The following is a 26,315-nucleotide window of genomic DNA, read 5'->3' as shown; positions in this document are numbered from 1 at the left end:
GCGTCGGCTGGGCAGTCATGGGTGTGGCATCATCGCCCCCACATCGCCCGGTGAGAACCGGCAAATGCGCGCTAAATCCCCGGCGGCGCTGTTGACCCGAGCGACGCGGGTCGGTGATAAGCTCGCAGCAAACTCCCGCTCCAGGATCGAGGTACGCGTGAAGCGACAGGAAGAAGACGACGTCGTCGAAGTCAGCGAGCTCTACAGCACCGCGTTGCCCTGGCCCACGCAGTGGAGCGTCGAAGGCGTAATCGACGCGCTCGAACCCCTGACGCTGAAGTCGCGTCAGGAACGCATGCAAGAGGTGATCGCGCAGCGCCTCTCCAGCGTCACCGTGGTCATGGATGAGCCCCACGATCCCCACAACGGCGCCGCCATCGTGCGCAGCGCTGAAGCGTTCGGGGTGCAGCAAATCCACGTCGTGCCCCAAGCGGAGGACAGCTTCTTCGTTTCCACGGGTGTCGCGCGAGGCACGGAGCGCTGGGTGGACGTGATCGTCCACGCGAGCCCGCTCGAGTCGATCGAGAGCCTCCGCGAGGCGGGATTCACGTTGGTCGCCACTCACCCTGAGGGTGAGCTGATGCCGGAAGACTTGGTGAACATCCCGAAGCTCGCGTTGGTGCTCGGCAACGAACACGAAGGCATTGGCGAAGTGTTGATGCGCGCGGCGGACCGGAGCGTGCGGGTGCCCATGCGTGGCTTCGTGGAGAGCTTGAACGTCAGCGTCTCCGCCGCGGTGCTCCTCGCGGCGGCCACTCGGGACCGACCGGGGGATCTGCCGGCGGACGACCAACGTCGGCTATATGCCCGAGGACTGTTCCGTTCGGTGCACCGTGCAGGCGAGATCCTGGCTAATTTGCAGCCTCGCTGAGACAACGCGCCCCTGAGCGAGCGAGCGGGGGTGACTCCAGCCGCGGCCCTGTGCTACCGGGGTTCTCCTTGATTCGGGCGTCGATAGCGGCGCAACGAACCCCTCTACAATTCGCGATTTCAACCTGCCGAGGTCGGTACTAGCGTGCCGAGCGGCCGAAGGTGACTTCGATGGCAAGCAAGTCTCAAGAAACCAGCGTGATCGGCGCGTCCACCCAGCTCGTGGGGCGTGTCAGTGGCAACGGAGCGTTGCGCCTCGAAGGCAGCGTCCGGGGGGACGTCAGCATTTCCGGCCCGATGGAAGTGCTCGCCAATGCCGCTGTCGAAGGCGACGTGGCGGCTGAGTCGCTGGACCTCGCCGGATCGCTGGTTGGGGATGCGCGCACTTCGGGTCCCATCACCGTGCGCGACGGCGCGACGGTGCGCGGCACCTTGGTGGGCTCTCAGGTGACGATCGATCCCGGCGCGCGCGTTGCCGTGCGGCTGGAGACGGAGTTCGAGCTCGACTTCTAAACGGCGCCGTCCAAGTGGACGGCTGCATCTGAACTTTTTCCCGCGGCATAGCGAGCGGTAGCTTCACGGAGGATTTTCCCCATGGCAGGCACGGTGATTGGTGAAGGGCTCAGCATCGACGGCGAGCTCACGAGTGAGGAAGAGGTCGTGGTCCACGGCACGTTGCGCGGCACGTTGACCGCGGGTGATGTGGTCTCGGTGGGTACCGAGGGCACCGTGGAGGCGGACATCAACGCCGCTTCGTTGAGTGTGGCGGGGCGCGTGACGGGTAACGTCACCGCGTCGGAGCGCGTGGACATCCAGGCAGGCGGTCGCCTAATCGGAGACGTCAAGGCAGCCCGCCTGACGATTGCAGACGGAGCCTCGTTCAAGGGCAACGTCGACATGGACGCGTGAGGTAAAGCCGCATGTCTGACGAGTCGATCATTGGCGCGACGACGCGCATCCGCGGAAACGTCACCGGCAGTGGTTCGCTGGTGGTCGAAGGCACCGTCGAGGGCGACATCGCCATGGAAGGCGACGTCGTGCTGGGTGGCGCAGGTCGGGTGCGTGGCAGCATTCAAGGCGCAAGCCTGCGCATCGCCGGCCAAGTCGCCGGGGACCTGAAGGCCAGCGACAGCATCAGCATCGATCCCGGTGCGCGCGTCGTTGGTGACATCATTGCCGCACGGATCGGCATCGGCGAAGGCGCGCTGGTGCGCGGCTTGGTGCAGACGGAGGGCGAGCCAGCCCCGCGCGCTGCACGTAGCGCGAGCGCCGCTCGCAGCGTGCCAGCGGCACCCGTTCGTAGTGCTTCTCCAAGTCGCAGTGCTGCCCCAGCTCGTGCAGCTGCAGCGCCGGTTCCCAGCCGCCGCAGTGTCGCGGCCAAGACTCAAGCCAGCCCGGCAAAGCCCAAGCCAGAGGAAAAGGCCGAGAGCAAGTCGGCCAAGCCGGCTGCCAAAGAAGCGGCGCCCAAGAGCCGCAAGAGCCGCACCCCGCCGGCACCCGTCGTGCCCGCCGTGCGCCGTGGCGCCCAAGCCAAGAAGAAGCGAAAGGCCCGCTGAGCCATGAGCGATCGGCGTCAGCGCCTGCTGGAGCTCCTGCGGGAGCTCAGCTTCGCGCGCAAGAAGGTGATCCTAGCCAGCGGTCGTGAGAGCGACTTCTTCATCGACTGCAAGCAGACGGTGCTCACCGCTGAGGGACATGCCCTCGTTGGCGAGTTGATGTTCGATCTATTGAGCGAGCTCCCCGAGTGCGATGCGGTCGGTGGTGTCGAGCTCGGTGGTTGCCCACTCGCGAGCGCCGTTTCCCTGGTGAGTCACCAGCGTGGACACGATCTGCCTGCGCTCTACATCCGCAAGCAGCGCAAGGATCACGGCAGCGCGAAGATGGTCGAGGGCGACAAAGCGCTCAAGCCGGGCCTGCGCGTCGTGATGCTGGAGGATGTCGTCACCACCGGCGGTTCGTCGCTGCGTGCGGTCGAGACGCTCAAGGCGGAGGGCGCCGAGGTGGTCGCCATCGCCGCGCTCGTGGATCGCTTGGAAGGTGGCGCTGAGACCATCTTGGGCGGCGGTCTCGCCTTCAAGGCACTTTTCACGCGCAAAGACTTCATCCCGGACTGACGGGCTGCGGGTAGCGCGCAAATCAGCCGCTGATTCCTCAGTAAATTCGCGCCTCAAAGGCGCGATTTCGCGTTAGTCTCGCAGCGTGGGTGCCCGTTGGATCCTGCCTTGCGCGGCGTTGCTCTGCTGGTCGTCGGTAGCCGCCGCAGCAGACGAAGCCGAGGCTGAGAAGCAGCCGAGCCGCGAAGAGATCGAGGCTTGGCTCGAGGCGCGATCGCTCCCGGACACTCGCGGCGACGAGCCGGCGGAAGGGGACGACGAGGCGCCTCCCCGACCGCCACGCGCCCACGGCTTCGTGGTGGAGAGTGGGCTCGGCGCGATGGGCTACGCGGGTACGTTGAAGAACGTGACTCCAACCTCGCCGTGGTTTCACCTGCAGGTCGGCTACGAGATCTTCAAGTGGGCAATGGTGTTCGGCGAGGGCGACTTGATGTTCGCGAACACCAGCTACGCCAACCCCCCGCCGCAGCCGCGTGCGTTCGCGATTTGGGGTTTCGGCGGAGGCGTGCGCTTCACCGTGCGCCCGACGGATCGCTTCGGCATCTACCTTCAAGGCAGCGTCGGAGCAGCAAAAGCCACGGAAGACGTGCTCCAGGTCTACGGCTACCGCGACGCTCAGGATCTCAACCCGTACTTTGGCGGTCTGCTCGGGCTCGAGTGGTACCAAGTCAGCCCGCACTACGCGCTGTCCGTCGCCGGCGGGGCACGCAACTACGACACCGGTTTCGCACGGCAACGCTCCACAGCCACCGAGATGATGTGGCTAGGCATCGCGTCGCTGCGCTATGCCTTCTGAGCCGCGCGCCTTCTGAACCGCGCGCCTTCTGAGCCGCGTGCCTTCTGAGCCACGTGCACCCTGGATCTCCCGGGTTTGGGGGTGAGGGTGCGCCGCTACTCGCTGGAGTGAGCCTCGAACCAACGCGCGGCCTGCGCTGGCTGAGCCAACTCGAGGCGCTGAGAGGGCAACACCCCGGTGCGCAGCCCAGCCATCGACTCCAACATCAAGCGTTGGAACAGCGGGAAGCGGGCGACAAGCGGAATGCTGAGGTCTCGCAGCAATCCAAGCCCGCCGTAGCCCGACTGGAAGAACGGCGTCAGGAAGCGAGTCGCCCACTGGTAGTACCCGAGGTGCGCAGCTCGCGCATCCGCGAACGCAGCAAGGCGCTCATCCAGTGATTGCTCACTGCTCAAGCACTGCGCGAGCACCCAGCTGTCCATCAACGCGAGATTCGCGCCTTGCCCGAGCTGGGGACTCATCGCGTGCGCAGAGTCGCCCAGGTAGACCAGACCGGGGCCATTCAGGCGCGCCATGCTCACGTCCGCGTAGGAGGCAAACAACAGCTGATCCAGACTCTTGAGCTCGCTCACTAGAGCTTCGCCTTCGGGCGCCATCTGGATCACTTCGTCACGCCACGCCTCGACCCCCGCTTCACGCCAGCCGCCGGCGGCATCGCGCTCCAAACTCCAAAACACACTCACCAGCGGGGTCTGATTCCCCGAGGATTCCGGCCCCAGCCCCGTGGGCAAGAAGCCCAACATGCGCCGGGTACCACGCACGCGTTGCCGGAGGGCGTCCACGAACACGCGCTCGGGGTCGGGCAACACCGCCCACGCTGCGCCCCACGGGTAATCTCTGACGTGGCGCGCAGGAGCGGGCGCGAGATCGAGGCTCGAGTGCGCGCCCCCCGCAACGACGAGCAATTCATGCTCCCCGATCACCGCACCGCCCGAGTCCCATAGTCTCCAGCCGCCGCCTGCAGCGACCCGCGGCCTGCCGCGCACCACCTCACAGCCACAAACCAGCTCAATCGGGGCGCGACGAACGGCCGCGAGCAGCACCTCGTAGAGAGCGCCCCGATGCATGCCTTGGGCAAACGAAGTCGCGCCGAGCCCCGCGTACTCCAAAGTCATGACCTCGCGTTGTTTTTCCCTATGGATTTCTAGTCGGCGCACCAGCGCCCCGCGAGACAGCACCGGCTCGAGCAAGCCGAGCGCCTCAAGCACGCACATGCCTGTCGGCTGCAGCAAGATCCCTGCGCCCACCGGGCCAGGGTCCGGGACGCGCTCGTACACACGCACCGCATGGCCAGCCCGCGCCAGGAAGAGTGCGAGCGCGGTTCCTGCGTAGCCTGCGCCTATGATCCCGACGTCCACCAGCCTCCGAGCATGCGCTGGCGGCCAACGGATTGCTAGCGCGACAGATCGCCAGAGACGACGAGGTGGCGGTCGCTTGTCGCGCGCACGCTGAGCCCGCCCAACGCGGCGGCAGCCAGCTGCTGCTTGACCTCTTCCACCGTGAAGGCCGCGCGCAAGGACGCCTCGAAGTCCCGCTTGAGCACGTCGGGCGCGTCTCCCGCGTAGGTATCGACCAGGTGCTTCACCTCTGTCTCTGAATCTGGCCTAAACAGGTCCATCACGATCACGTAGGCCGTCGGCTTGGCGAGCCGACGCACGCTCTGCCACATCACTCGCGGCTCGTGCAGATGGTGGAGCAAGCTGTTGCTGATCACCAGGTCGTACGCGTGCGCGGGCAACGGCAGGTCGGGCAGCAGCGCGCGCGTGAGCGAGATCCGACTCCCCAATCCCTCTCGATCCACCAGACGCCGTCCGTGAGCCAACATCGCCTCAGCGCCATCCACTGCGTCTATTTTCCACGCAGTAAACGCGCGCGCCAAGCGCACAGGGATGTCCGCTGGTCCGCAGCCTAGATCCACCACCCGGTGAGCGCCCTGAGGCACGGCTCCAGCCACCAGCTCCGCGAACGCGGCGTTCGGCTCCGAGAAGTCCGCTTGAGCATAGGCCAACGCCTGCTCTGCTTCGTCCATCAGCTCCGGTTCAACGACTCGTTCCATGCAAGAATCCTCACACTACGAGTCTCGCGAAGCAACCAGTCAACGCTCAGCTGCCCCGGCCAGCGCAGCTCCCTTGCCCCAGCGCAGCTCCCTTGCCCCAGCGCAGTTTCCTTACCCGAGCGCGGTCTCCTTACCCAAGCGCAGTTTCCTTACCCAAGCGCGGCGGAGATCCTCGCCCAAAGCTCCCTCGACGTGAGAAACGGCAACTTTTGCTGCGCGACTGCGGCCTCTTCGAGCTCGTGGATCACATCGGCGATCACCTGGTTTGCCGGGGCAGCGAGTCCAGCACCTTGGGCACGGTCCACGACCTCTCCGTTCAGGTCGTCAATTTCCGTGCGGCGACCACGCTCCAGGTCCTGCAATGTACTCGACTTAGCCCGAGGATCGATGGTCACGAGCGGTTTGGCAATGCGCAGGAAAATTGCGTCAGGCAGCGGGAGCGCCTTGACGATGATCGCTGGCGGCAGCGCGACGACCTTGGCGGGACGTAGCCCCGTGCGCCGGAAGACGTCCAACCCCTCGGACACACACGCCGCAAAGCAACGCCGAATGTCCCGATTGGACACCGCGTCCTTGATCGTCATGCCAACCGCGGCGGAGACCCCGTTGTTCAGATTCACGAGCAGCTTCCCCGCCTGTACGTTGCCGATGTCGTGATGCAGCTCGAGGGGCAACCCACCTCTGCCAAAACAAGCCTCCAAGCGCTCCAGCGTGAACAAGCCCGAGCCGAGCACTCGTCCCGCGCTCAAGGGCCCACTTGTTGCCTGACGGAAACGTCGGTCCTCCTCGATGACCACGTTGAATGAAACCATCGCCGGCACGACGGTTTGCTGCCTCAGCACCTGACGCAGGCGCTCCGCGTTGCGCATGCCGTTCTGGAAGCTCACCACCAGGGCCCCAGGCGCCAACACGCGGCTGAGCTCCTCGGCCGCGCCGTCGGTCTGGGCGCTCTTGACCGTAACCAGGCACACATCCACGTCGGAGAGCGCGCTTGGATCCGTCACCACGCGCACTTTGGGGGCGAAACGCTTGCCCTCCAGGTCGAAGGCACACAGCTCGTCTGCGACCTCAGCCAGCCACGGTCGTCCATGCAGCACGACATCAGCGTCCCCCGCCGCCAAGCGCAGTCCCAGATAGCCACCAATCGCGCCGGCGCCGAACACGCCTACCTTGAGCGGTTCCGACATCATGCCACCTCGGAAAGGGCTCGAGGGGCGAGCTCAGCCGTTGCTTGATCGGGCCTCCGGGGCGCGAATTCGAGTTCCAACATGCCGGGTATCCTAGCAGGGTGTTGAAAAACACCCTGCCAATCAACAACGACCGTGCCCGCGCACAAATCGACCAGATCTCGCTCTCGCAAAACCCTCACTTTCATGGGGTTTTGCGAGAGCGTGGTTCGAAGATCCGCGCGGATAAGCACGCAGGATGCTGAAAAACGAAGCTTTTCAGCATCCTGCTAGTGAGGCGAATCTGTGATTCGCCGAACAAATCAACACAGCGTTTCCTCGTCTCAAAAGTAGCGCGAAGGCGCAAAACTCGTGCGCCCACACCCTGAGGGGGCGGGCGAGTTTTGCAGCGAACTACGGAGACAGGACACTAGTCCCGGAGGACGAGAACGACAGCGCTGATGTGTTACGGTGACACCCGTGACTGAGCTTGAAGTGCTCGCGTGCCCGCGCTGCGGCGCGGACGCCTCTGGAGCGGGAACCTGCAAGTTCTGCGGCGCCACTCTAGTGCTGAAGGGCAGCGTGGAGACTCCTGACGCTTGGGTTGCGAGGGCCGTCGAGGCGCACGCAACGGGGCGAGGCAACGGAGCCGAGCGCTTGTTGGTGGACGTTGGAGGCTTGACCTACGCCGAAGCCAATCGCTTCGTGCGGGACGGTCGCTTGCCATCACTACAAGAAGATTGGATCCACGCGGCACGCCGAGATCTGGATGCGGGGAAGCCGGTCAAGGCGTTGAAGGCGCTGCGCCAGCACTTGCACCTCGGCATGGCTGACGCCAAGCAGCTGATAGACAGCGGCGCCCTGAATGCAGCGGACTTCGTGACGCGAGCGCGCGCGCTGGTGCTGAAGAGCGCGAAAGAAGCCCCCGAAGACTGACTGCGTCATCCGGCGCCATCGGCTACCAGGTGCTGTATGCTCACCCCAATGCGGCGACGGGTCGTGGCGATGTGCTGGGTTCCCTGCGTGATGCTCGGCGTCTGGAGTTCGTCGGCGGTTGCCCAAGACGAAACCTACGACAGCGGCATGCTGAGCGCGGGGTATATCCACAGCTTCGTTTGGGGGCACTCACCGGCGGCGGGCAACGGTGTCGAGGTGTCGTACGAGTACTACCAGAGCCGCTATGAGCCCATTGGCGTGGGCGCGTTCCTCCAGCTTCAAGACTACAGCGGCGCGCGGCGGGAGGCATTTGGGCTCCAGGCCAACGCGTACTTCTTCGGTGCCGAGTTTGGCTACGCACATCGCGGGGCGGATGACGATCACGTCTCGACCCACGGCATGCACCTCGGCCTGTTCGCCTCTGCCGGCTTCGCCCTCCTTTCTTTCCGCGTGGTACCGCCTCTCTCTACGCTCGAGCCGAACCATGGCACGGAGGTTAGCCTCACCCTCGGGCTGAAGTTCTTCTTCGCACTCCACGGGCGGATGCTAGAGACGTTCACGACGCCCCACGGGCGGCCACTGCGAGTAGCTGGTGCGCCACGCAGCCTGCGTAACCCGCTAGTCACTGATTGGAGCGACGCCGCCTTGGCAGAACACGAATCCGTCGCGAGCTTTGCGGCGCTCGCTCTCGACCTCCTAAACCTGGGTGCCCCCAGAGCGTTGGTTCGCGCATGTCACGAAGCAGCCCGTGAAGAGCTTGCTCACGTCGAGTTTTGCGAAGCTCAAAGCGCTGCGGCCAGCGTGAGCACTGATCGCCCCTCGTTGGCGCCCTTGCTCGATGAGTACTGTGCGAGCAGCCTCGAAGAACTCGTCGTAAGCTGTTTCTTGGATGGTTGTTTGGGTGAGGGTTTCGCAGCGTTGGAGGCGGAGCTCACTGCACAGCATGCTCAAGCCGCTGACACGCGTCGGGGCTTGCGTGAGCTGGCGGCGGAAGAAGCGCGCCACGCGGAGCTCGCATGGCGCGTCCTCGATTGGGCCCAGCGCACCTCCCCCCAAACCCACGCAGAGGCGCTCGGCACAGCGCTGACGCGCGCGGCCCGCCACGACGCGCCCCTGACGAACGCCTATGGGGCGCTACCTGAAGCGCTGGGCGCCCTGGCGTTCGAAACCACGCGTCTCGCTGCGAGCACTCGCGCCCTCGCGAGCCTGCGCCAAAACGACAGCGGTATCCACCCAGCGTTGTCAGCTTGACTCGCACGCGTAAGTAGCAGCGCCGGGAACACCGCGCGGAATCGATGAGAGAGGTGAAAACGCAGCTGGCATATGGGTTGCTTAGGGGCGCTGCATGCAACCCATCCAGCACACCGTCACCCCCAACCCGTTTCTTGGAACTCGACGCAAGCTTGCCGGGCTAGCAGCCCTGGGGCTGGCGCTATCGCTCGCGTTGCCCGCTCACGCCGCTGACAGCGCGAAATCCAAGCGCAAAACCCAACGCGTCCTTGCGCTCAAGGCGACGAAGCGCCTCGCCGCTCCGGCCAAGCTCGCCGGTCCTCCGAATCGACTCCTCCTGCAAGGTCCGGCGTTGCTGCGCTTGGAAATCACGGATCGAGAAGGTTCGCACAGCAAGCGTATCCAGCTCGAGCTTTTGATCAGTAACGAACGCACCGCAAACCTCGAAACGCGGATCGACAGCGATGAATACGAGCTGAGCGTGAGCCCAGCATCGACGGCTGGAATGCTGCGCGTCCATGTGCGCCGCAGAGGCAACGAGAGTTTTCAGATCGCCACGCTGGTAGACCCTAAACGGCCCGCACTGTTGAGCCGCGTGGGCAACGGAAGTAACCTCACGGAAATTCGCCTGCTCGGCATCCGTGCGCTGCCTCAGGCCAAGGCGCCTGAAACAAAGACGCCCCAAACAAAAGCGCCGACGCGCTGACGTCGCCAGTGCAAATGCAGCTACGCGTTCGGCAGCACCCGGCTGACCACGTACTTCAGGTAGCGCCCCTCGACGTGGCTCGCCATCACCGGATGGTCGATGGCGTGTCCCGCTTCGTGAACCATCTGTAGGCGCAGCTTCGCGCGACCTGCCGCCTCGGCTAACACACCTCGAAACGCCTCCGGGCTGACCTGACTGGTGCAGCTCGCAGACGCGAATAGGCCCCCGGGCTCCACCACTTTCATGGCGAGGCGGTTGACACGCTCGTAGGCACGGAGCGCCTTGCGCAGCTGCTCCTTGTTCTTGGCGAACGACGGCGGATCACAGATCACGAGGTCGAATCGTTGCCCCTTCGCCGCGGCCCGCTCGAGGTACTCGAAGACGTCTTGAGCGACAAACTCGTGATTTTCCACTGGGAATTTATTGAGTTCGAAGGAAGACTTGGCATCCTCGAGCGCGCCTCGGCTCACATCCACACTGGTAACGCTCACGGCGCCGCCCCGCGCGGCGTAGAGTGAAAAACCGCCGGTGTAGGAGAACAGATTGAGCACGCGCTTGCCCGCGGCTAGCGTCTCGATATGCGCGCGATTCTCCCGCTGGTCTAGGAACAGACCGCTTTTCTGTCCCTCACCGATCGCCACTTGGAAGCGGATCCCGTTCTCTCGCACTTCCACGCGCGCTGGTGGTAGCTCGCCGCTCAGCAAGCTGAGCTCGCTGCCCTTCTTGTGAAGCGTACCGCGAGCGGGGAGAACCTGTTCGAGGGCGGCTGGCAGCCAGGCCAGCAGGCGCGAGACACTCGGTGCGTACGAGAGCACGACGTTGTAGTCGCCATAGCGATCCACCACGAGGCCCGGGACGCCGTCGCCCTCGCCGAACAACCAGCGGTAGGCGTTGGTGTTTGATCCGAGCAGTGCGCGTCGCAGTTCGTGGGCTTGTGCCAAGCGCTCGCGAAGCCAGCGCTCATCAGGCGCTTGTTTGCGCGAGTAGATACGCAGCGCAATCGGTCCTCCGGTGTCCCACAGCGCGTAGCCCTTGAAGCGCTCGCACTCGACCTCCACCCACGCGCCCGTTGCCGCGCGAAAACCCCGTTGGACGTGGTCGCGGTACACCCAAGGGTGCCCGGCGAGCAACGCGTGCTCCAGCTTCGCTGGCAATTTGAGCCGAGCCATGGCCATGGCGGCGTTCTAGCCTATTTGATGCCGGCCAGCCGCTTTTCCGCTTCGGGGCGCGCCGGATGTTTCTTCGGAGACTTGGAGAGGAAGCTCTTGAGCAGCGGTTTGGCTTTCTGCGGCTCCTGGAGGAAGTCCACGTAGAGCACGCCGAGGTTGAACATCGCGTTGATGTTGTCCTCGTCGACTTCGAGCACGTGCTGCAGAACTTTCTCGGCTTCTCGGTAGGGGCCCTGCTTCTCGTGGGTGCCTTGACCACGGAGCGACGCGGCTAGGCCTAGCATGGCGTCCACGTCCTCCGGGTTGACCTGCAGCACCGCACGAAACTCCTGCTCGGCCTTGTCGTAGACGCCCGCTTCGATCAGCACGGTGCCGATGTTGAGACGCGCGGTCGTGTCCTTCGGGTCAATCTCCGAGGCCTTGGCGAAGTGCTGAAAGGCGATCGCGTCATCGCCCTTCTTGAGCGCGATGAGACCTGCGGTGCGTTCCGCGACGGCGCTCTTCACGTCGGCCTTGAGCGCCTCTTCGATCAAGAGCTGCGCGGTGTCGATCTCACCGCGCTCGAGGTGCGCCAGCGCCAGCTCCGCACGCGCCAGGGGATCCCCAGGGCGTCGCACCAACACTTCACGCGCGTTGTCGATTGCCTTCTCGATCTGGCCCGCGTCGCGAGCTGCCGCGATCAGCGCCGTGCGTGCAGCCAGCGCATCGGGATGCGCCTTGACGAACTCCTCGAGGCCCGTGGCCGCGCGTTCCGGTTCTCCGAGCCTGCGCCGCACCTCACCCAGGGCGACCGCCACGTCTTCCGCGTTTGGCGCCAGCGTCGACGCTTTCTCGAGGGAAGCTTCAGCCTTCTCGAGGTCACCGGTTTGGGCACGCAGTACGCCGAGGTTGAAGTGAGCCTCCCAGAGCTGGGGGTCCTTGCCGACCGCTTCCTCGAGGAGACTGATTGCCTCTTTGGTTTTGCCGTCGCGCGCGCGCTCGACTCCGGTGATCATCTTCTTCACCGCTACCGGGTCTGCCGGTTTGAGCGTAGGCGCGCTCTTGACCTCGGCCTTGCTCCCTCCGCCGCAAGCCACGCCCGTGAGCGCTAACGCTAGCGCGCAAGCTTGGAACAGGCGCCTCATTTGCTGCCCTTCCCCTTCTTGTCCTTCTTCTCGTCCGCCTTCTTGCCGGCGTCGTCGGACTTCTCGTCAGGCTTGTCGTCGTACGGGTTGTCCGCTTCCTTGGGCGCGGCGGTCTCGCTGACGTCCTTGACCTTGCTTGGGATCAGGTACTTCTTGCTGCGCCCCTTCTCGCGGCGTGGCCCGTCGATCAGTTCGGGCAGCGGCGCGGTACCCTGAGATCGCAGCTTGAGCCCGATTTCATGCATCGGTGAGTAGACCTCGGAGAGCAAACGCCCCAAGGCGTCCCGCATCTTGGCCGTCCAGGAGTTGAAGATCCCGAGCTCGATGGCTTTGCTCCAACCGCTCTCGTACGCCTCGATCGCCTTTTCCTCGATGGGGACGATGAACTCGTCGATCTGCTGTTTGTAGAGTTCTTTGTCGCCGGGGCTGAGCGCGTCCGGTGGCGGAGAATCCGTGAGCGCCTTGGCGAAGCTCTCGTAGGTGTAGCCGATCTGGTAGAGAGAAGCGGTCGTCCACTCGGCGACGCCCATCTCGGCGGTGTCGAGGAATGTCTCGGCGGCGTCCTTCAGTAGTTCGCTCTTCTGCTTGAGGCGCTTCTTGAGCTGCTTGACGTCACCGGAGATGGAGATCTTGTCGTATTCCGCGAGGATCCGCTCGCCCTCCATGTAGCGCGCCTTGGCGGCGAAGTACTTGCCGCCTGCGTCCAAGCTGCTCTTCTTCTGCTTGCCTACCTTGACGGCTTTGCGGAGCGCATTCTTGGCACCTCGCTCATCGTTGAGCTTCACCCTTACGGTCGCCAGCCGGACGAGCGCCTCGACTTGAGTGTTCGGGTTCCTGGAAGCCAACTCGTAGCGAGCGTAGAGCCGCTCCGCGTCCTTCCACTTCTCCGCCTTCTCGTGGGCCTTACCCATCAAGAACGCGACCTCGTCCGCATCTTCTCCGCGCGGATATGCTTTCTTGTAGGCTTCACCGTCAGCGATCGCCTTTGAGTGATCACCGACAGTAGTGCGCAAGAGCACCGCGTTGTAGGCCGCGTCCTGGTGGTGTTCGTGCTTGGGGAAGCCCGCCACGATCTGCTCGTGGTAGCCCGCAGCTTCCGAGAACAGACCAACGCTCTGATAGGTGTTGGCCGCGATCCACAAGCCGTCTCCGGCTTCCTTCGTGCCCTTGTGATTCTCAGCGAGCAATGTCGCGGCTGCAGCAACCGTGGCCAGATCCGCAGCGCGTTTACCTTCGATCTCCGCGTTCACCGCGGCTTGGGCGGCTCGCTGATCCTTCGGGAACTCTCGCGCCGCGCGGAGGTAGGCGTTGGCAGCATCTGCGTGCTTGCCCTGCGACGAGAGTTGCTCGCCCTGCTTGAAGACGGACTGCACGATCAGGGTATCGAGGCGCGCCTGCTGCTCCGGCTTCTGGAAGGCGGGTGCCTTCTTCAGGCGCCGCGCCCAGGTCTCGATGTTTCCGTAGTCCTTGCTCTTGTTGAAGCTGTCGAGGATCAACTCGCCGGCGCCCACGGAGTAGCTGCTGTCCGGATACTTCTCGAGCAATAGACCCCAGAGGCGCACCGCGGGATCGAAGACTTCGTAGTCGTAGTAGAGCTTGCCCTGACGGAAGAGCAGCTCGGGGACGTCGGGGTCCTTCGGATACGTCTGGACGTAAAGCTCCATCGCCTCCGTGAGCTTCTTGTCGGTGGGCGACTCTTCTTGCTTCTTGCCCTTGGCCTTTGCTGCCTCGAACTCGCCAGCGCGCGCACGCTCCAGCGCCGCAAGAGCGTTGTACAGCGCGTCACGGGAGAGCTTGCCCTTCGGGTTCATGCGCACGGCGGCCATGTAGCTCTCAGCCGCGACCGCGCCGTTGTTCAGGTGATAGAAGTTAATTTCCGCGTGATTAAAATAGACTTCGTAGGCCGCGGGCTTGTCACCGAAGCGCGACAGGTAGATGGCGTAGAGCTCCGAGGTTGCTTCCCACTCGTTGCCGCTCGCCTTGTCGGCCTGAGCCTTCGAGTGAAGCCCCACGCCGTCGTCCGAGAGCTGGCGCTCGATGGCGCGCTCGGAGTCCGCGAGCGTCAGCGGCCGCTGGACCTTGGTCCACGGGCTCGCTGGATAGGTGGGCAAACGCGGCGTCTTGGAACCCTTCTTGGGCGGCGCGGGCGGCAGCGTGTAGGTTCGAATCAGCCAGCGGTAGTCCTTCTGCAGGTTCTTCCAGTCCTGCATCGTCGAATGGCCTGCTGCGATCTGGAGGCCATACTTGTAGGCATCCGGGCTGGTTGGCTCGAGTTTGAGCAACAGACGATAGGCCTCGATCCCGCGCTCGAAGTGCGCTTGATCGTAGAAAGCCTCCGCGAGCGCTCGCACGATCTTTCCGGCGAACTTCTCCCCACCCGCTTTCACGAGGAACTTGTACATGTCCTCGGCGGAGTTCTTTTCGTCTTCAACGAACACTGCGACGAGGTTGCGCAGCGCTTCTGCCTGCAGTTCGTCGAGCTCGTCCTGGGTGCGCCCCTTGCCGCCCTCTTCGGTGGCCTTGAATACCGCGAGGAAGCGCTTCGCGGCTTCGTCGGTCTGCCCCAAGCGCCACAAACACCAGGCGCTCTTGAACAACGCCAGATCGTAGAGCGGGCTGTCCTTGTACTTCAGGACCTCTTCGTACTCGTTGTAGGCGTTCTCGTAGTTTGGAGCGTCCTTCAAGAACTCCGACTCCGCGCGCACCATATGAGCGTCGGGGACGAAGCGGCTCTTGGGGAACCACTTGAGGATCTTGTTGAAGCGGTTGAGCGCCTCCTCACCCTTGCCCTCTTCGGTGGCGAGGAAGCCGTCCACGTAGAGCGCGAAGTCGTACTCGGAGTACGTCTTGTGCTTCTTGAGCACGCGCTCGAAGCGAGACCTCGCGAGCGCATAGTTGGGTGACGGAGGCTCCCCGCGCTTGCTCGCCGGGGCCTCTTCCCATTTGTTGAAGTCGACCAAGAACTGATCGCGCGCGTCTTCCCACTCGAGCTCGCCCAAGCGCATCAAGGCCTCGGGCATGGAGGGTGCGCTCTCAGGGCTCTCCTTGATGAACTTCCTGAGCAGGCCCAGCGCCTCTTTCCTGAGTTTCTTTGCCTCACGGATATTGCGCGTGATGCGCTGATCGATCTTCTTCTCGAGGGCAGCCCGCAGCTTGGCGGGGATTTGCCAGCTGACCTGCTTGCTGCGCTCTTTCTTCTCTTTCTCCGCCTTCTTCTTGGCGACGGTGGGGCGCTTTTTCTTGCCGAGCTTGCGCTCCGCCACGGGCTTGATGCTCGACGACTCGCCCTTGAGCGCAGGAGCGGAGTCTTGCGCTGCTGCAACCCCGGAGAGGCTCAAGAGCCCCACGAGAGCGCCGCCAACCAACCAGCGCGTGGGCCTCATCGCAGGCCCTCCCCGCCGACGTACTCGTCAGCCCAATCCTCACCGTCGAAGGGCCAGTATTCCTCGTCATCCCCGAGGAAACGCGCCGCGTCTAGTGAATCCAGAGCCTGCTGAGGTAGCAAGCCCTGGCTCAAAGCTTCAACTTCGAGCTCGAGGGCGCGCTTGCGTCCGAGCACGGTTTCGATCCGCCCAAGCCTCGCCCGGCGCAGCAAGCGCGAGAGGCGCTTGTCCAGCCGGATCAAGGCGTCCTGAGCGAGGCGCTCCTGCTGAGCCAGCAGGACCTGCCGAAGCTTCTGTGCTTCGTTGTAGAGCTTGGTTGCCCGCTCACGCTCACTCACGACGAGTCCCGGGAGATCCTTCGCGGCCTTGTCGCCGGGCTTGGGTGCCGCCTCTTGTGTTGCGGCGTGCGCATCCTTCGCGCGCTTCTCGAGCTCCTCCAAGGACTTCTCCAAAGCCTTCAGCTCCGCTGACGCCTTACCTTTGCTGGTCTCCTTGGCTTCGCGCACCAAGCGCCGCACCTCCTCGAGTTGCTGATCGATGCGCGAGAGCTTCGCGTCTGCGGAGTCTCCGATGGGGCCAGCCGCTTGTGCCTTTAGCTCCCCCGGCTTCGCCAGCACCTGCCGTGTGTCATCGAGCTCCCCCAGCGCGCCACGGAGCCCGCTCTGCTGGTGCTCGAGCTGCGCTAGGCGGCGCGAAGAGCGGCCATAAGCCGGATCGAGTCGCAACAGAGCCGCTACCGCACGGATACGTCGAGCATCTCCGGTCACGCCGGCCGCTGCCGGGTCCGAGCCACTCTCGATGGCCTCCACCAGCTTGCGCACCGCGAGTTTGTCTTTGCTCAGCGCCCGCGCGGTGTCGCGAACGGGCTCATAGCGTTTGAGGAACTGCGAGAGCTTCTTGTCAGCTGCCGGGAACTTGCACGCTGCGAGGTCCACATAGGCATCGAGGATCCACGCTTCATCCTCGTAGGGGTGGTCCACACCGGTCTTGCGCAGCTCATCCAAGAGTTCGCGCGCGCCTTCGTAGTCCTTGGCTTCGTAGCGACCCGTCGCCGACTCGTACAACGCCTCGGGTAGCGCATCCGAGTCCGCGGGCACTAAGTAGTAGTAATAGCGGGAGTCGTCGAAGCGGTACTGCTCGTGAGCGACGCGTCCAAGCGCAAGCCGCGCCAAGTCGCGCACCCGGAAGAAGTCGCTCCCTCCAAAGAGCAACGCCTGCTTGGGCGTAGCTTTGGGATCCGCGACCTTGCAGAAGAGGTTCTCGCCCTTCTTCAGCTGCCCCCGCTCCACCTCGATGAGCCCGGCGAGGTAGGTCGCTTGCGCCCAGAAGCGCGAACGCGGCGTCACCTTCGCCAAAGACTGCAAGGCAGCGACAGGGCGCTTCTTGCGCTCCTTCGCCCGGCCATCCAGGTAGGCGATGTCCCCTTGCTGCTCTTCTGGCGCTTTGCTCGCAACGGGCTCCAAAGCCTTCAAGAACACCTCGGGGTGATCGCTCTCGAGGCCGAAGTCTACCAAGCTCCGTATTGCCCTACGGAACCAGATATCGACCTTGCCGGTCAACAAGCGCTCGAGATAGCCCCGGGCGGGACCATGGGCCCCCGCGCGTCCGAGGGAATCCCCGAGCCAGAAAATACAGGCGCGCCCCTCGTCGGTCTCCTTGAATGCGTCGAAGCGCTCCGCCTCGACCACGTAGACCAACTGCGCGATGGCCTCGTCTCGACGCCCAGCATCGAGCTTCTCCTCGATGCCGACCAGCTCATCCTTCAAGCGCTGACGGCTGATGGGCGCAGTCGCCGCCAAGCGACGGTCCTTCATCGCCGTCTGGTAGGCCCGCATCTCGGCGGAGCGGGTGTCAGCCTGGGGTCCCTTGCCAGCGTCAGGCTTCGCGCGCGCTGGCTTTGCGGCGGGGGCAGCCTTGGGTTGCTCGCTCACCCCCGGACCCTCGGCAGGCGGTGGCGTTGGTTCTTCAGCAGGCTTGGCTGTGTCCGCCTTACCCTTCTTGTCGGCCTTACCCTTCTTGTCCGCCTTGGCTGGCTTCTTGGTGTCCCCCGCGTCGGTTCCGTACGGATTATCCTCGTCTTGTGCAAGCGCACCACTGGCGAAGCTCAAGGCGAGCCCAATCACGAGCCCGGCGCTCGTCAGCCTGCGTCCCATGGCTCCGCTCACTCGATCACCCGGGCGCGCAAGCGAACACGCAGGTCGTATTCGCCATCTTCGTCGTCGGGGAAGTCTTCGGCCATGTCCGAGTCGTCCTCGATGATGAAGTGGGTCTCGAGCTTCTTCTTCTCTGGAACCACGATGCTGAAGCGGGAGCTCTGGAAGGTCTTGTAGGCCTTGCCCCGCGCGTCGCTGCGCTCGATCTCGACGCCGAGCACGTGGTGGCCTGGCGCCACGCCGTGCTCGTAGACCACCTTCTCGTCTTCGGCGCTGAAGCTCTTTTGGGCCCGGTAGACCACGCCACCGTCGAGGGTCACCATGAAGCTCTCGATCCGGGCGTCGTCACCATCCGTCTCGACTAGTACGCGGATCTTGCTCGCGTAGAGCGTCGTCGTGAGCGCCGATACGCGGCTGCGCAGAGAAGCGATGTCGCCGAGCAGCTGGTCGTAGTTGGGCGGCGTGACCGAGGCGGTTCCCTGGGGAAACTCGTCTGCTTCGGGGTTCAGGGGCGACATTTTTCCACCATCGCCGCTCTGGGGCTGCGGCGGGGGCTCGTCGTCATCTTCGGCCTTGGGGGGAGCCGCGCCGGCATCGGCAGGCGGAGGCGCCTCCTCCTCCTTGGCGTCCTTGCCCTTGGCGTCCTTGCCCTTCTTGGCCTTGTCGTCGTCGGCCTTGGCCTCTTTGGCCTTGGCGTCCTCCTTGGCCTTGGCCTTGCCCTTTGGCTGACCGAAAGCGCTGTAGGCTACCAACAACACGATCGGCAGCATCAGCACCCACATCAAGCGCTGCCCTGAGCCAGCGCCGCCCCGTTTCCCGAGTCGCGTGAGCATGCGCCGCGAGGTTACCACGCTGGGGAAGAGTTAAGGCCGCGAACGGGTTGGACAATTTTCCCGAGCCGAGCGCGGGAAAAAGTGTGGGCCACGGCCTAGGTTTTTGCATGTGGTTGGGGGCTTGGTGCCCCGCACACATCGCTCTAAGAGACGCTGAGTGGACGGGATCACGCAAGCTTTACTGGGAGCGACCGTTGGCCAGGCGAGCGTCGGGCCGCGCCTAGGGCGCAGAGCCGCTTGGTGGGGGGCGCTTGGAGGGCTGCTACCGGACGCCGATGTGTTCGTGAGCGCGGCGCTCGGGGGTGAGTTCACGTCGATGTGGGTGCACCGCGGCACGAGCCACTCGCTGTGGTTTGGTCCCGTCGTGGGTCCGCTCCTGGGGCTTGGGGTTTGGCGCCTCGAACGCTGGAGAGCGCGCCGACGCCACCCAGACTTGCCTCTTGACGCGCCAGTTCCCGGTCAGCCTGAAGGCGTGAACTGGACCGACGCGGGGGCGAAGCGGGCGTGGATGTGGCTCTTCGTGCTGTCGATCATCACCCACCCGATGCTCGACGTGTTCACCACCTACGGCACGCAGCTGTTCGCCCCCTTCTGGCGCGAACGCTTCGCCTTCGACGCCGTGGGTATCGTAGACCTAGCGTACAGCTTGCCGTTGGTCCTTGCGTTGGCGATTGGCAGCGCGAAGAAGCAGCGCCCAAAGAGCGCTAGCAAGGTCGCGCGCTGGGTCTTGGCGATAACCACCGGCTACCTGTTTTGGGGTTTGGGCATGACGTTCAGGGTTCAGCAGCAAGCCCGCGCTGAGCTGGCCGCCTCAGGTTTCCCCGTGGATACCGTTCACAGCTACACCTTTGTCATGCAGAACGGCCTCAAGCGCGTCGTGGCCCACAGCGGAAACCACGTGTTCGTGGGCTACGCCTCCGGCTGGGTGCGACGTCCCATCGCCTGGCAAACCTTCGAGCTCACGCCAAACAGCGACGTGAAGCGCGTGCTGGAGACACCGGAAGGCGAGCTATTCCGCTGGTTTTCCAAGGGTGAGTTGGCGTGGCAGGTGCACCCGCTGAAAGACGGCAAGCGCCGCGTGGAGCTGGACGACTTGCGCTACGGCATGCCAAGCGAACCCCGACGCGGCTTCTGGGGCATCGACGCCATCGTCGCCGCAGATGGTCGGGTCGAGAGCGTCCATCGCAGCAGGCGTAAGCGTGGCGCGAGCCGCACACGCAACGTTGGAGATATTTTCCGCGCGGCATTCGGCTACGACCCTAGAACCTACAAGGTCGGGGTCGGTGCGCAGCTTGAACCTGCCCCACCCGCGACGCCGTAGCAATCCAATCGGGAGAAGCTATGGGAAGAGGAAACACGCCTCAGGACGTGGGTCCAGGCAGAGGCCTTCACACACCCCAAAGCACTCCTCATCCACTTCGCAGATGCTGCCTGCTGGCTTCTTCGTGGCACACACTCCCTCGACGCACCCCATGCCGTCACCGCACGTGTACGGCTCGCAGGCCTCGCCCAGTGCACCGGGGATAACGCAGACATCAGCCGACTGCAGCCGAACACAGTTCAATCCCGCCGCGCACTCGAAAGAGTCGTTGCAGCTCTCCCCAGCGCCCGGCAGCGGGGCACACTCGGCACTCCCGCTCGAGTCGTCGCACCAGAGTCCAGCGGCGCAGCTCCCGAACTCACACGACTCACCAAGCTGCGGTTTGCCAGCGTCCCCGCACAAGGCGACGCAGGTGCCGCCAGCACAACGGAGTCCCGGACCGCAATCGTCCAGCGTATCCGATGGGGTGCAGCTCTCACCGACCCGCTTGGGGCCGTAGTACACCCTGCAGCAGGTCGGTTGCGCCGACTCGCCGAAACCGCGGCAGGAGTTCAGCGCGTCGTAGTAGGCGACCACTTTCCCCGCACACTGCGCATCGTAGGAGAGCGCCTCTCCCCCTTCTGGACGCCCAAAGAACCTGGCAATGTTGGTTTCGCAAGACGCCGGCACGTCGCAGCTGCATTTCCTCCCGGCACGGCAAGCGGCGTCTGCGATGCGTGAGGGGAGGTCCGCCTCGGCGACGCTCGAGACACCGGAGTCGTCACTACTGCAGCCGACGGCAGAGAGGAGCGCTAGAGGACCGGTGACGACGAGGGCAAACAGCAGCGGCCTGTGGTTCATGCTCACGCTGCTAGCAAGCGCGTCTCGAAAAGTACAAGCTAAACGCGAGATGCGAAGGGTCTTCGCGACCGCGCGGCTTCACCGATGCGAAGAGAGCCGACTTCGGGTCCGCGATACCGCCCGAATCGAAGCTCGCCAGTAGCCCGGGCCAACCTTGAGTCGCAGCATTGGAGCGCCGATCAAGTGCACCTCATCGAGGTGGTAGCGCGACGAAGACGAACGCTAGAATGAGTGTAAGGCACACACACCACCGCAGCGAACCGCACGTCCGCCGATGCTCGCCGCGCAGCCCCGATCGTCAAGCGTGGCATGACCCCAGCCGCGAGGTGCGAGCCGCTGAATCGCGACCGGAGGATCATACCGCAACTGTGCCAAAGCTTGCCGCGTGGCTCGGCGGCCGCTTTTCGTGCTGTGCGGCGCTGACGTTGGGTTGAATTATCCATGCGGTTTGCCTCCCCCCCAACCCAGGCTTGGGATTCACCCGCGGACTGGTACACGGCTTGCTATCCTGATGCCCATGACGCGGCGGCTGAGGTTTGGGTGGTTGTGTGGGGTTCTCAGTGTGCTGGCCGTCGGCTGCTCAGACGAGGCCCCGAGCGAGAAGAACCTGGAGAACGTCACGCTGCCCGATCCCGGCCCCGACGGCTGGCAGATCACCACGGGGACGTTCGAAGTCGCGCAGGGCAAGGAAGTGCAGAATTGCTACTTCTTCGAGGTCCCCGGGGACAAGCCGTTCTTCGTCAAGCGCATGACCGTCGCGCAGAACGAGGGCTCTCACCATATGAATGTTTTCCGTGTGAAAACAATTCAGAACCTGGATGGTGCGCCTGGTGAGGTGGTGGAAGACGGCGAATGCTGGAAGAGCCCGAACTGGGCTGACTGGCCGCTGATCATGAACACGCAGCAAGGCGGACTCACCGACTTCGAGCTGCCGGACGGTGTCGTGGAGCGCTTCGAGCCCGGTGAGAAGATCATGATCCAGACTCACTTCGTGAACGCGACCACGCAGCAGACGCCGCTGGGTGGCAAAGTGGTGATGAACTTCGAGCGCGCGCCTGAAGGCGGCACCTACGACGAGCTCGGCACCATCTTCGCAACCAACCAGAGCATCCGCGTGTGCCCTGGCGACAACAAGAAGAAGTACGAAGCGACCTGTCGCTTCGGCCTCGATCACGAGGTGACAATCATCGGTGCGAACGGTCACTTCCACAGCCGTGGCGATCGCTTCACCATCAGCCCCTTCGATCAATTCGATGGCGCGGGGGATCCGTTCTACGTCAGCAACACCTGGGATGACCCGCCGATGGAGCGCGATCTCAACGTGAAGATCCCCGCCGGGGGCGGCATCTCCTACAGCTGTGAGTTCTCCGCACCACCCGATGACTGCGGAGACCCCAACGAAGACTGCTGCTACACCTTTGGCGGGTTTGTCGAGTTCCAAGAGCACTGCAACGCCTTCGCGTACTTCTATCCGCGCGGAGACACCGACGTAAACTGCTTCTGAGTTTTTCTCGGGGGAGAGGGTACCAAGTTGAGCCGATTCTCGGTTGCGTCACTGTGCCTGGCGCTGAGCATCACCGCGTGCGGCCCCAGCCAAGGCCCCGAGTCCACGGGCGGCGCTGGGGGAGGCGGCACCACGGGTGAGGCCCTCGAGGTGATCCCGATGATGTACAGGCCCATCGATCAGCCCGCTTTGGTGCTCGAGGAAGACGGAGCCGAGTTCGAGCTGTGGCGTGCGCCTCAAGGCGGACACGTATTGGTCGTCGGCGCGCGCATCCGGGGTCTCGATAGCGACACCATCGAGTTGCGCGCGCGGCTGCGCGACGAAGAGACTGGCGCCATCATCCAGGAGGAAGCCCGCACGGTCGTCACCGCCGAGGTACCCAACCACCCTGGTTGGGTCGAGACCGACCGTCGCACCGAGAGCCAAAGCACTCACATTCCGGTGTGCCCGGACTACGACAAGAACGACGACATCGAAGGGCGCTCGTACCTGCTCGAAGTCGAAGTGCGCGAGCTGTACGCCGACGAAAGCGAAGGCAAAGCGAGCCTGCACATCGTGCCGACCTGCATGCAGACCGACCCCACGGAGCTGGCGCTCTGCCACTGCGAGTGTCAGGCGGGCTACAAGCTCGGAGACTGCGGCTCGAGCGTGGAGCCGCAGCGCCGGCAATAGCGCGCATCCGCACGGGATTCCGCTGCTCCGCACGCGTCACACTGGATGGCTTCCTGCTGGGTGGCGCGGCTCATCTCTGCGGAAACGATGCCTGTAGGGACGGCGATGATCGCATACCCGAGGATCATCAAGGTCGACGCGAGCACTTGCCCTGTCGCGGTCTGCGGCGCGATGTCCCCGTAGCCCACGGTCGTCAGCGTGACGATGGCCCAGTACATGCTCCGAGGGATGTTCGTGAACCCGTGTTTCGGTCCCTCGATGACGTACATCGCGGAGCCCACGATCACGACGATGCTCAGCACAGCTCCCAGAAACACCACGATCTTCGGGCCGCTCGCCCGGAGCGCACGCAAGAGCGCGTCCCCTTCGCCGTGGAAACTCGCGAGCTTAAGCACGCGAAACACGCGAAGCAGGCGCAACACGCGGACGACGACCAGCGACAACGCGCCAGGCGCCAGTAACGCGACGAACGTCGGTGTGACGGCGAGGAAGTCCACCAGACCGAAGAAAGACAGAGCGTATCCAAATCGATTCCTCGCGGAATAAATCCGCAGCAGGTACTCGATGCTGAATACAACGGTGAAGAACCACTCGACGCCCCGGAGCACCGGCCCGTACCCCTCGCGAACGCCGTCCACACTCTCTGCGATGACCACAACGACCGAGAGCAGCACCCCCCAGAGCAAGGCTAGGTCGAATGCCTTTCCGGCGCGGGTGTCGTGCTCGAAGATGACTACGTAGAGCTTCTCCCTCAGCGAATGCATGAAATGAACCTAACGGGAAGCCGTCTGGGAGCCCAACCTCGCAACGATCCGGCATGGAAGTAGCGCGAACTCGCGCCAGCGAGGGTTGCCTGACCAGACCAGCGGCGGGCAGTGACGCGCGGGGCGAGTCCCTTGAAGCTGCCAGCGCCAAGCGATGCGCGCCCAGCTTTGAACGAGCGCAGAGCGATCCCCGGCAAGTCGTTGCCGTGCGGTCACCCCATCTCACTGATTGACAGCGTGGCTGAGTCTGGTAGCTGCGCGCTATGACCCTCAAACCCCTCGCAGCACTAGTTGCTGTGCTTGCGCTCGGCGGAGCCGCTTGTGTGAAGAAGCAAGGCACCTTCGACGCTCAAGGCTACACGAACCACCTTTACGACTACCACGTCCGCTCCTCGGGCGGTGGTGAGCTGATGAGCGACGCGTGGTTGCTCGACAACTACTACGGCGACAACCATAAGGCGAAGCGCGCCCCCGACTACGTCACCGAGTACCAGCTAGACACCAGCGGGAACGGCAAGGTCGACACGACGCCGGAGGAGCTCCGCTACGACCTACGCTACGAGAATCGCTTCGACTCCGGCGTGATTTGGCTACGCACGCTGCCGCTCTCGACGACGCGCAAAGACACGGAGCCTCGCGTCCTCATGCGTGAGTACGTCGATGCCCTCGCGAGCTCTGGGTACACTGCCGTCACCCTGACCCCTGGCAAGCTCTTCATCGAGAGTGAGCACCTCACCGCGCGCGTGCTGGACGCCCGCGAGAGCCGCGTAGGTGGAGCCACAGCGTTCGAGGCGATCGTCGAGATCGCGGACGTCGATGCGCTCCAGCTAGACCCCAACGCGCGCCGCAAGTTGGCTAAGATCGTCGTGGTACGGCCGAACTTCGTCTACAACAAAGGCCGCGTCGACTTCCCGGTGCTAATGGTGGCCGGCTACGTCAATTTCCCGGAGGATTTTACCAAATCACTTCCGGATTTCGATTCGATGCTCTCGCGAATCGACTTGGGTAGCGGCCCTGGGTACCAACCGCAGGCGCAACTCTTGCTGACGCCACCCGTGCCGCCAGCGGCGGGACCGCCGATGGGAGGCGGTGCGCCGCCCGCAGTAGCGCCGCCTCCGGTGGTCGCGCCGCCGCCTCCGGTGGTCGCACCGCCGCAGCCAGAGGCGCCAGCCGCCCCCTCTGAGCCAGTCGAGTAGCCCAGAGGGAATACGTCAAGCGTGCGCTGACTGATTCGCCGAGCTCAGCGCACGACGGTGTCGCAACCGATGACGACGTCGACAACCACGCTGTCGCTGAACTCGACGATGTCACAGGAAGCGGGGCAGAGCAGGATCTGAGTCGGGTTGCTGGGGTTGTCGTAGTACCACCCTGGCTGCCCAACGCACGCCCCAGGGCCGCTTACCTGCGGAACCACTTCCTGTTCTCCGCCGTCCTGGGTGATGCCGACGTTGACCTTGTCTGGATTCGGATCACCCTCGGTAGGCGTCGGGATCTTGTACTGGCACTTCACGGCGCCACGGATCTCGTTCATGGCGTCGAGGAAGCCTTGGCCGGCATTGCCGCTCGATACGATGTAGGCTGAGTTGGTCCCGCCTTGTTGCGCGATCTGATTGAGCACGCCCAGGTCGCCGATGCCGATCACGAAGGTCTTGACCGACGGGTTCGCGGCCAGCCCGGCGGCGGCATACCCCGCGGAAGTGCTCACGCTGTTGTCCGTGCAGTTGTTGGGCTCACCGTCCGTCGCCAACACCACCACGACTTGGCGATCCGTGTGCGCCTCTGCCCAGACCTTTGCGTAGTCATGCACGCCCTTGAGCGCGGGAGCGATGGGCGTGGTGTCTCCCCCCGGGTTCTCGGAGGCCATGGCCTGTTGGATCTGCGACGCTGCGCCGGGCAGTGCGGTGATTGGCACGCGCGGCTGGGTGTAGTCGACGGAGACGCACGAGTCCTGGATGCCGAGGAGTCCACCGTTGCACTTCGCGAGGCCGGGCAGACAGGGACCGTACGCCCCGCAGTCCGCGTTTGAAGCACAGGACGCCGGCAGATTCGGGTTCGTGGACCACTTCACGGGGAAGAACGTGATCCCCACGCCAACGCCATCTCCCGTCACGCTGGTCAGGAACGAGTTGATCGAACTCGTAACCGCACCCCACTTGCCCGACTCATCCATCGACCCTGAACGGTCCAGTAGAATCAAGATGTCGAGGGGCACTGGCTCGCCGTCGTAGCGATCTCCAGCGCAGCCGTTGGGCAAACCGCCACCGCTGCCTCCGTTTGCGTCGATCCCCGTGGTACCGCCGAACGAGTCGCCAGCCGTCCCGCCGTTGTTCCCCGAGCCACCGTTACCCCCGGAGCTCACTTTGCTGCCGTCCGAGGACGCGCTGCACGAGATTGCGGAGATGGGCAGCGAGCAAACCGCGGCTGCCAAGGCCAGACGAAGTCCAAGTCGGGTGTTGCGTTTCACGTCGATACTCCAAGCCCGCGGTGGTTCTGCCCCGACGCCTCAACTCAGCGAAAAAGCGACACAAGGGGCAACCGCGCGAACACCAGTTTAGCGGCAAACGGTCGTTTGGACTAGAAGGACTTCGGGCCGGCCAGTCGGTTCACACACTGACTTCAAAGTTGCGGAGCGCCGCGACAACCCACCCGTCAAACGCGCAGCATACTTCAGGTCTAAA

24 protein-coding genes are annotated in these 26,315 nt (G+C 64.2%); 13 read left to right on the top strand and 11 right to left on the bottom strand.

Annotation, left to right across the window (positions count from 1 at the left end; translation table 11 throughout):
* Positions 1-157 precede the first annotated feature (157 nt).
* The 6 genes from H6718_29580 (at position 158) to H6718_29555 (ending at position 3,780) form a co-directional block, all read left to right on the top strand.
* The gene (locus tag H6718_29580) at positions 158-871 is read left to right on the top strand and encodes an RNA methyltransferase (protein ID MCB9589602.1); all 714 of its coding nucleotides are present in this window, start codon (positions 158-160) and stop codon (positions 869-871) included.
* A 170-nt stretch (positions 872-1,041) separates the two neighbouring features.
* Positions 1,042-1,383: a polymer-forming cytoskeletal protein gene (locus tag H6718_29575; protein MCB9589601.1), complete on the top strand. Its 342-nt coding sequence runs from the start codon at positions 1,042-1,044 to the stop codon at positions 1,381-1,383.
* Between the two features lie 81 nt (positions 1,384-1,464).
* The gene (locus tag H6718_29570; GenBank protein MCB9589600.1) at positions 1,465-1,779 is read left to right on the top strand and encodes a polymer-forming cytoskeletal protein; all 315 of its coding nucleotides are present in this window, start codon (positions 1,465-1,467) and stop codon (positions 1,777-1,779) included.
* Positions 1,780-1,790: 11 nt separating this feature from the next.
* Positions 1,791-2,426: a polymer-forming cytoskeletal protein gene (locus H6718_29565; protein MCB9589599.1), complete on the top strand. Its 636-nt coding sequence runs from the start codon at positions 1,791-1,793 to the stop codon at positions 2,424-2,426.
* Positions 2,427-2,429: 3 nt separating this feature from the next.
* Complete coding sequence (gene pyrE, locus H6718_29560; protein ID MCB9589598.1) at positions 2,430-2,984, top strand: orotate phosphoribosyltransferase; 555 nt, start codon at positions 2,430-2,432, stop codon at positions 2,982-2,984.
* Positions 2,985-3,069: 85 nt separating this feature from the next.
* Positions 3,070-3,780, top strand: a complete 711-nt coding sequence (locus tag H6718_29555; protein ID MCB9589597.1) for a hypothetical protein — start codon at positions 3,070-3,072, stop codon at positions 3,778-3,780.
* Between the two features lie 95 nt (positions 3,781-3,875).
* Here H6718_29555 and H6718_29550 read toward each other — a convergent pair whose 3' ends face one another.
* The 3 genes from H6718_29550 to H6718_29540 all read right to left on the bottom strand — a co-directional run bounded on the left by H6718_29550 (position 3,876) and on the right by H6718_29540 (position 7,023).
* Positions 3,876-5,138: an FAD-dependent monooxygenase gene (locus tag H6718_29550; protein MCB9589596.1), complete on the bottom strand. Its 1,263-nt coding sequence runs from the start codon at positions 5,136-5,138 to the stop codon at positions 3,876-3,878.
* Positions 5,139-5,173: 35 nt separating this feature from the next.
* Positions 5,174-5,836, bottom strand: a complete 663-nt coding sequence (locus H6718_29545; protein MCB9589595.1) for a class I SAM-dependent methyltransferase — start codon at positions 5,834-5,836, stop codon at positions 5,174-5,176.
* Between the two features lie 149 nt (positions 5,837-5,985).
* Positions 5,986-7,023, bottom strand: coding sequence for a 2-dehydropantoate 2-reductase (locus tag H6718_29540; GenBank protein MCB9589594.1), 1,038 nt, complete (start codon positions 7,021-7,023; stop codon positions 5,986-5,988).
* Between the two features lie 459 nt (positions 7,024-7,482).
* On the opposite strand from H6718_29540, the gene H6718_29535 reads away from it, so the two are divergent.
* From H6718_29535 to H6718_29525, 3 genes are all read left to right on the top strand, one after another.
* Positions 7,483-7,938, top strand: coding sequence for a hypothetical protein (locus H6718_29535; protein ID MCB9589593.1), 456 nt, complete (start codon positions 7,483-7,485; stop codon positions 7,936-7,938).
* Between the two features lie 48 nt (positions 7,939-7,986).
* The gene (locus H6718_29530; protein ID MCB9589592.1) at positions 7,987-9,189 is read left to right on the top strand and encodes a hypothetical protein; all 1,203 of its coding nucleotides are present in this window, start codon (positions 7,987-7,989) and stop codon (positions 9,187-9,189) included.
* A gap of 94 nt (positions 9,190-9,283) precedes the next feature.
* On the top strand, positions 9,284-9,874 hold the full coding sequence (locus tag H6718_29525) for a hypothetical protein (GenBank protein MCB9589591.1): 591 nt from the start codon (positions 9,284-9,286) through the stop codon (positions 9,872-9,874).
* A gap of 20 nt (positions 9,875-9,894) precedes the next feature.
* Here H6718_29525 and H6718_29520 read toward each other — a convergent pair whose 3' ends face one another.
* From H6718_29520 to H6718_29500, 5 genes are read right to left on the bottom strand one after another with little or no spacing between them, the layout of a single operon-like run.
* On the bottom strand, positions 9,895-11,049 hold the full coding sequence (locus H6718_29520; GenBank protein MCB9589590.1) for a class I SAM-dependent rRNA methyltransferase: 1,155 nt from the start codon (positions 11,047-11,049) through the stop codon (positions 9,895-9,897).
* Positions 11,050-11,063: 14 nt separating this feature from the next.
* On the bottom strand, positions 11,064-12,167 hold the full coding sequence (locus H6718_29515) for a tetratricopeptide repeat protein (protein ID MCB9589589.1): 1,104 nt from the start codon (positions 12,165-12,167) through the stop codon (positions 11,064-11,066).
* Positions 12,164-15,550 (bottom strand): tetratricopeptide repeat protein, encoded by a 3,387-nt coding sequence (locus H6718_29510; GenBank protein ID MCB9589588.1) that lies wholly within the window; start codon positions 15,548-15,550, stop codon positions 12,164-12,166. Before H6718_29510 ends, H6718_29515 begins: the two co-directional genes overlap by 4 nt.
* On the bottom strand, positions 15,547-17,703 hold the full coding sequence (locus H6718_29505; GenBank protein MCB9589587.1) for a hypothetical protein: 2,157 nt from the start codon (positions 17,701-17,703) through the stop codon (positions 15,547-15,549). Before H6718_29505 ends, H6718_29510 begins: the two co-directional genes overlap by 4 nt.
* Before the next feature lie 8 nt (positions 17,704-17,711).
* Entirely contained in the window at positions 17,712-18,536 is an 825-nt protein-coding gene (locus H6718_29500; GenBank protein ID MCB9589586.1) for a hypothetical protein, read from the bottom strand.
* Between the two features lie 157 nt (positions 18,537-18,693).
* Between H6718_29500 and H6718_29495 the strand changes: the two genes are divergently transcribed.
* Entirely contained in the window at positions 18,694-19,857 is a 1,164-nt protein-coding gene (locus H6718_29495; GenBank protein MCB9589585.1) for a metal-dependent hydrolase, read from the top strand.
* Positions 19,858-19,875: 18 nt separating this feature from the next.
* Here H6718_29495 and H6718_29490 read toward each other — a convergent pair whose 3' ends face one another.
* Positions 19,876-20,697, bottom strand: coding sequence for a hypothetical protein (locus tag H6718_29490; GenBank protein ID MCB9589584.1), 822 nt, complete (start codon positions 20,695-20,697; stop codon positions 19,876-19,878).
* A 517-nt stretch (positions 20,698-21,214) separates the two neighbouring features.
* On the opposite strand from H6718_29490, the gene H6718_29485 reads away from it, so the two are divergent.
* Both H6718_29485 and H6718_29480 read left to right on the top strand, forming a co-directional pair.
* The gene (locus H6718_29485) at positions 21,215-22,201 is read left to right on the top strand and encodes a hypothetical protein (GenBank protein ID MCB9589583.1); all 987 of its coding nucleotides are present in this window, start codon (positions 21,215-21,217) and stop codon (positions 22,199-22,201) included.
* Positions 22,202-22,228: 27 nt separating this feature from the next.
* Positions 22,229-22,873, top strand: coding sequence for a hypothetical protein (locus H6718_29480; protein MCB9589582.1), 645 nt, complete (start codon positions 22,229-22,231; stop codon positions 22,871-22,873).
* Here H6718_29480 and H6718_29475 read toward each other — a convergent pair.
* A complete protein-coding gene (locus H6718_29475) occupies positions 22,822-23,637 on the bottom strand; it encodes an ion transporter (GenBank protein MCB9589581.1) in 816 nt (271 codons plus the stop codon). The two genes, H6718_29480 and H6718_29475, sit on opposite strands and share 52 nt — an antisense overlap.
* A 263-nt stretch (positions 23,638-23,900) precedes the next feature.
* Between H6718_29475 and H6718_29470 the strand changes: the two genes are divergently transcribed.
* Positions 23,901-24,833, top strand: a complete 933-nt coding sequence (locus H6718_29470) for a hypothetical protein (protein ID MCB9589580.1) — start codon at positions 23,901-23,903, stop codon at positions 24,831-24,833.
* Positions 24,834-24,877: 44 nt separating this feature from the next.
* On the opposite strand, the gene H6718_29465 is transcribed toward H6718_29470, so the two are convergent.
* Positions 24,878-26,101, bottom strand: coding sequence for a hypothetical protein (locus tag H6718_29465; protein ID MCB9589579.1), 1,224 nt, complete (start codon positions 26,099-26,101; stop codon positions 24,878-24,880).
* Positions 26,102-26,315: the final 214 nt, after the last annotated feature.

This window comes from Polyangiaceae bacterium, assembly GCA_020633205.1.
Lineage (GTDB): Bacteria > Myxococcota_A > Polyangia > Polyangiales > Polyangiaceae > JAHBVY01.
This window is presented reverse-complemented; position numbering and strand designations above follow the sequence as displayed.

Coding starts and splice junctions, on each gene's coding strand:
- H6718_29530 (MCB9589592.1), top strand. CDS start 7,987: ATGCGGCGACGGGTCGTGGCGATGTGCTGGGTTCCCTGCGTGATGCTC.
- H6718_29515 (MCB9589589.1), bottom strand. CDS start 12,167: ATGAGGCGCCTGTTCCAAGCTTGCGCGCTAGCGTTAGCGCTCACGGGC.
- H6718_29510 (MCB9589588.1), bottom strand. CDS start 15,550: ATGAGGCCCACGCGCTGGTTGGTTGGCGGCGCTCTCGTGGGGCTCTTG.
- H6718_29485 (MCB9589583.1), top strand. CDS start 21,215: ATGACGCGGCGGCTGAGGTTTGGGTGGTTGTGTGGGGTTCTCAGTGTG.
- H6718_29520 (MCB9589590.1), bottom strand. CDS start 11,049: ATGGCCATGGCTCGGCTCAAATTGCCAGCGAAGCTGGAGCACGCGTTG.
- H6718_29570 (MCB9589600.1), top strand. CDS start 1,465: ATGGCAGGCACGGTGATTGGTGAAGGGCTCAGCATCGACGGCGAGCTC.
- H6718_29525 (MCB9589591.1), top strand. CDS start 9,284: ATGCAACCCATCCAGCACACCGTCACCCCCAACCCGTTTCTTGGAACT.
- H6718_29505 (MCB9589587.1), bottom strand. CDS start 17,703: ATGGGACGCAGGCTGACGAGCGCCGGGCTCGTGATTGGGCTCGCCTTG.
- H6718_29545 (MCB9589595.1), bottom strand. CDS start 5,836: ATGGAACGAGTCGTTGAACCGGAGCTGATGGACGAAGCAGAGCAGGCG.
- H6718_29470 (MCB9589580.1), top strand. CDS start 23,901: ATGACCCTCAAACCCCTCGCAGCACTAGTTGCTGTGCTTGCGCTCGGC.
- H6718_29575 (MCB9589601.1), top strand. CDS start 1,042: ATGGCAAGCAAGTCTCAAGAAACCAGCGTGATCGGCGCGTCCACCCAG.
- H6718_29500 (MCB9589586.1), bottom strand. CDS start 18,536: ATGCTCACGCGACTCGGGAAACGGGGCGGCGCTGGCTCAGGGCAGCGC.
- H6718_29540 (MCB9589594.1), bottom strand. CDS start 7,023: ATGTCGGAACCGCTCAAGGTAGGCGTGTTCGGCGCCGGCGCGATTGGT.
- H6718_29475 (MCB9589581.1), bottom strand. CDS start 23,637: ATGCATTCGCTGAGGGAGAAGCTCTACGTAGTCATCTTCGAGCACGAC.
- H6718_29490 (MCB9589584.1), bottom strand. CDS start 20,697: ATGAACCACAGGCCGCTGCTGTTTGCCCTCGTCGTCACCGGTCCTCTA.
- H6718_29565 (MCB9589599.1), top strand. CDS start 1,791: ATGTCTGACGAGTCGATCATTGGCGCGACGACGCGCATCCGCGGAAAC.
- pyrE (MCB9589598.1), top strand. CDS start 2,430: ATGAGCGATCGGCGTCAGCGCCTGCTGGAGCTCCTGCGGGAGCTCAGC.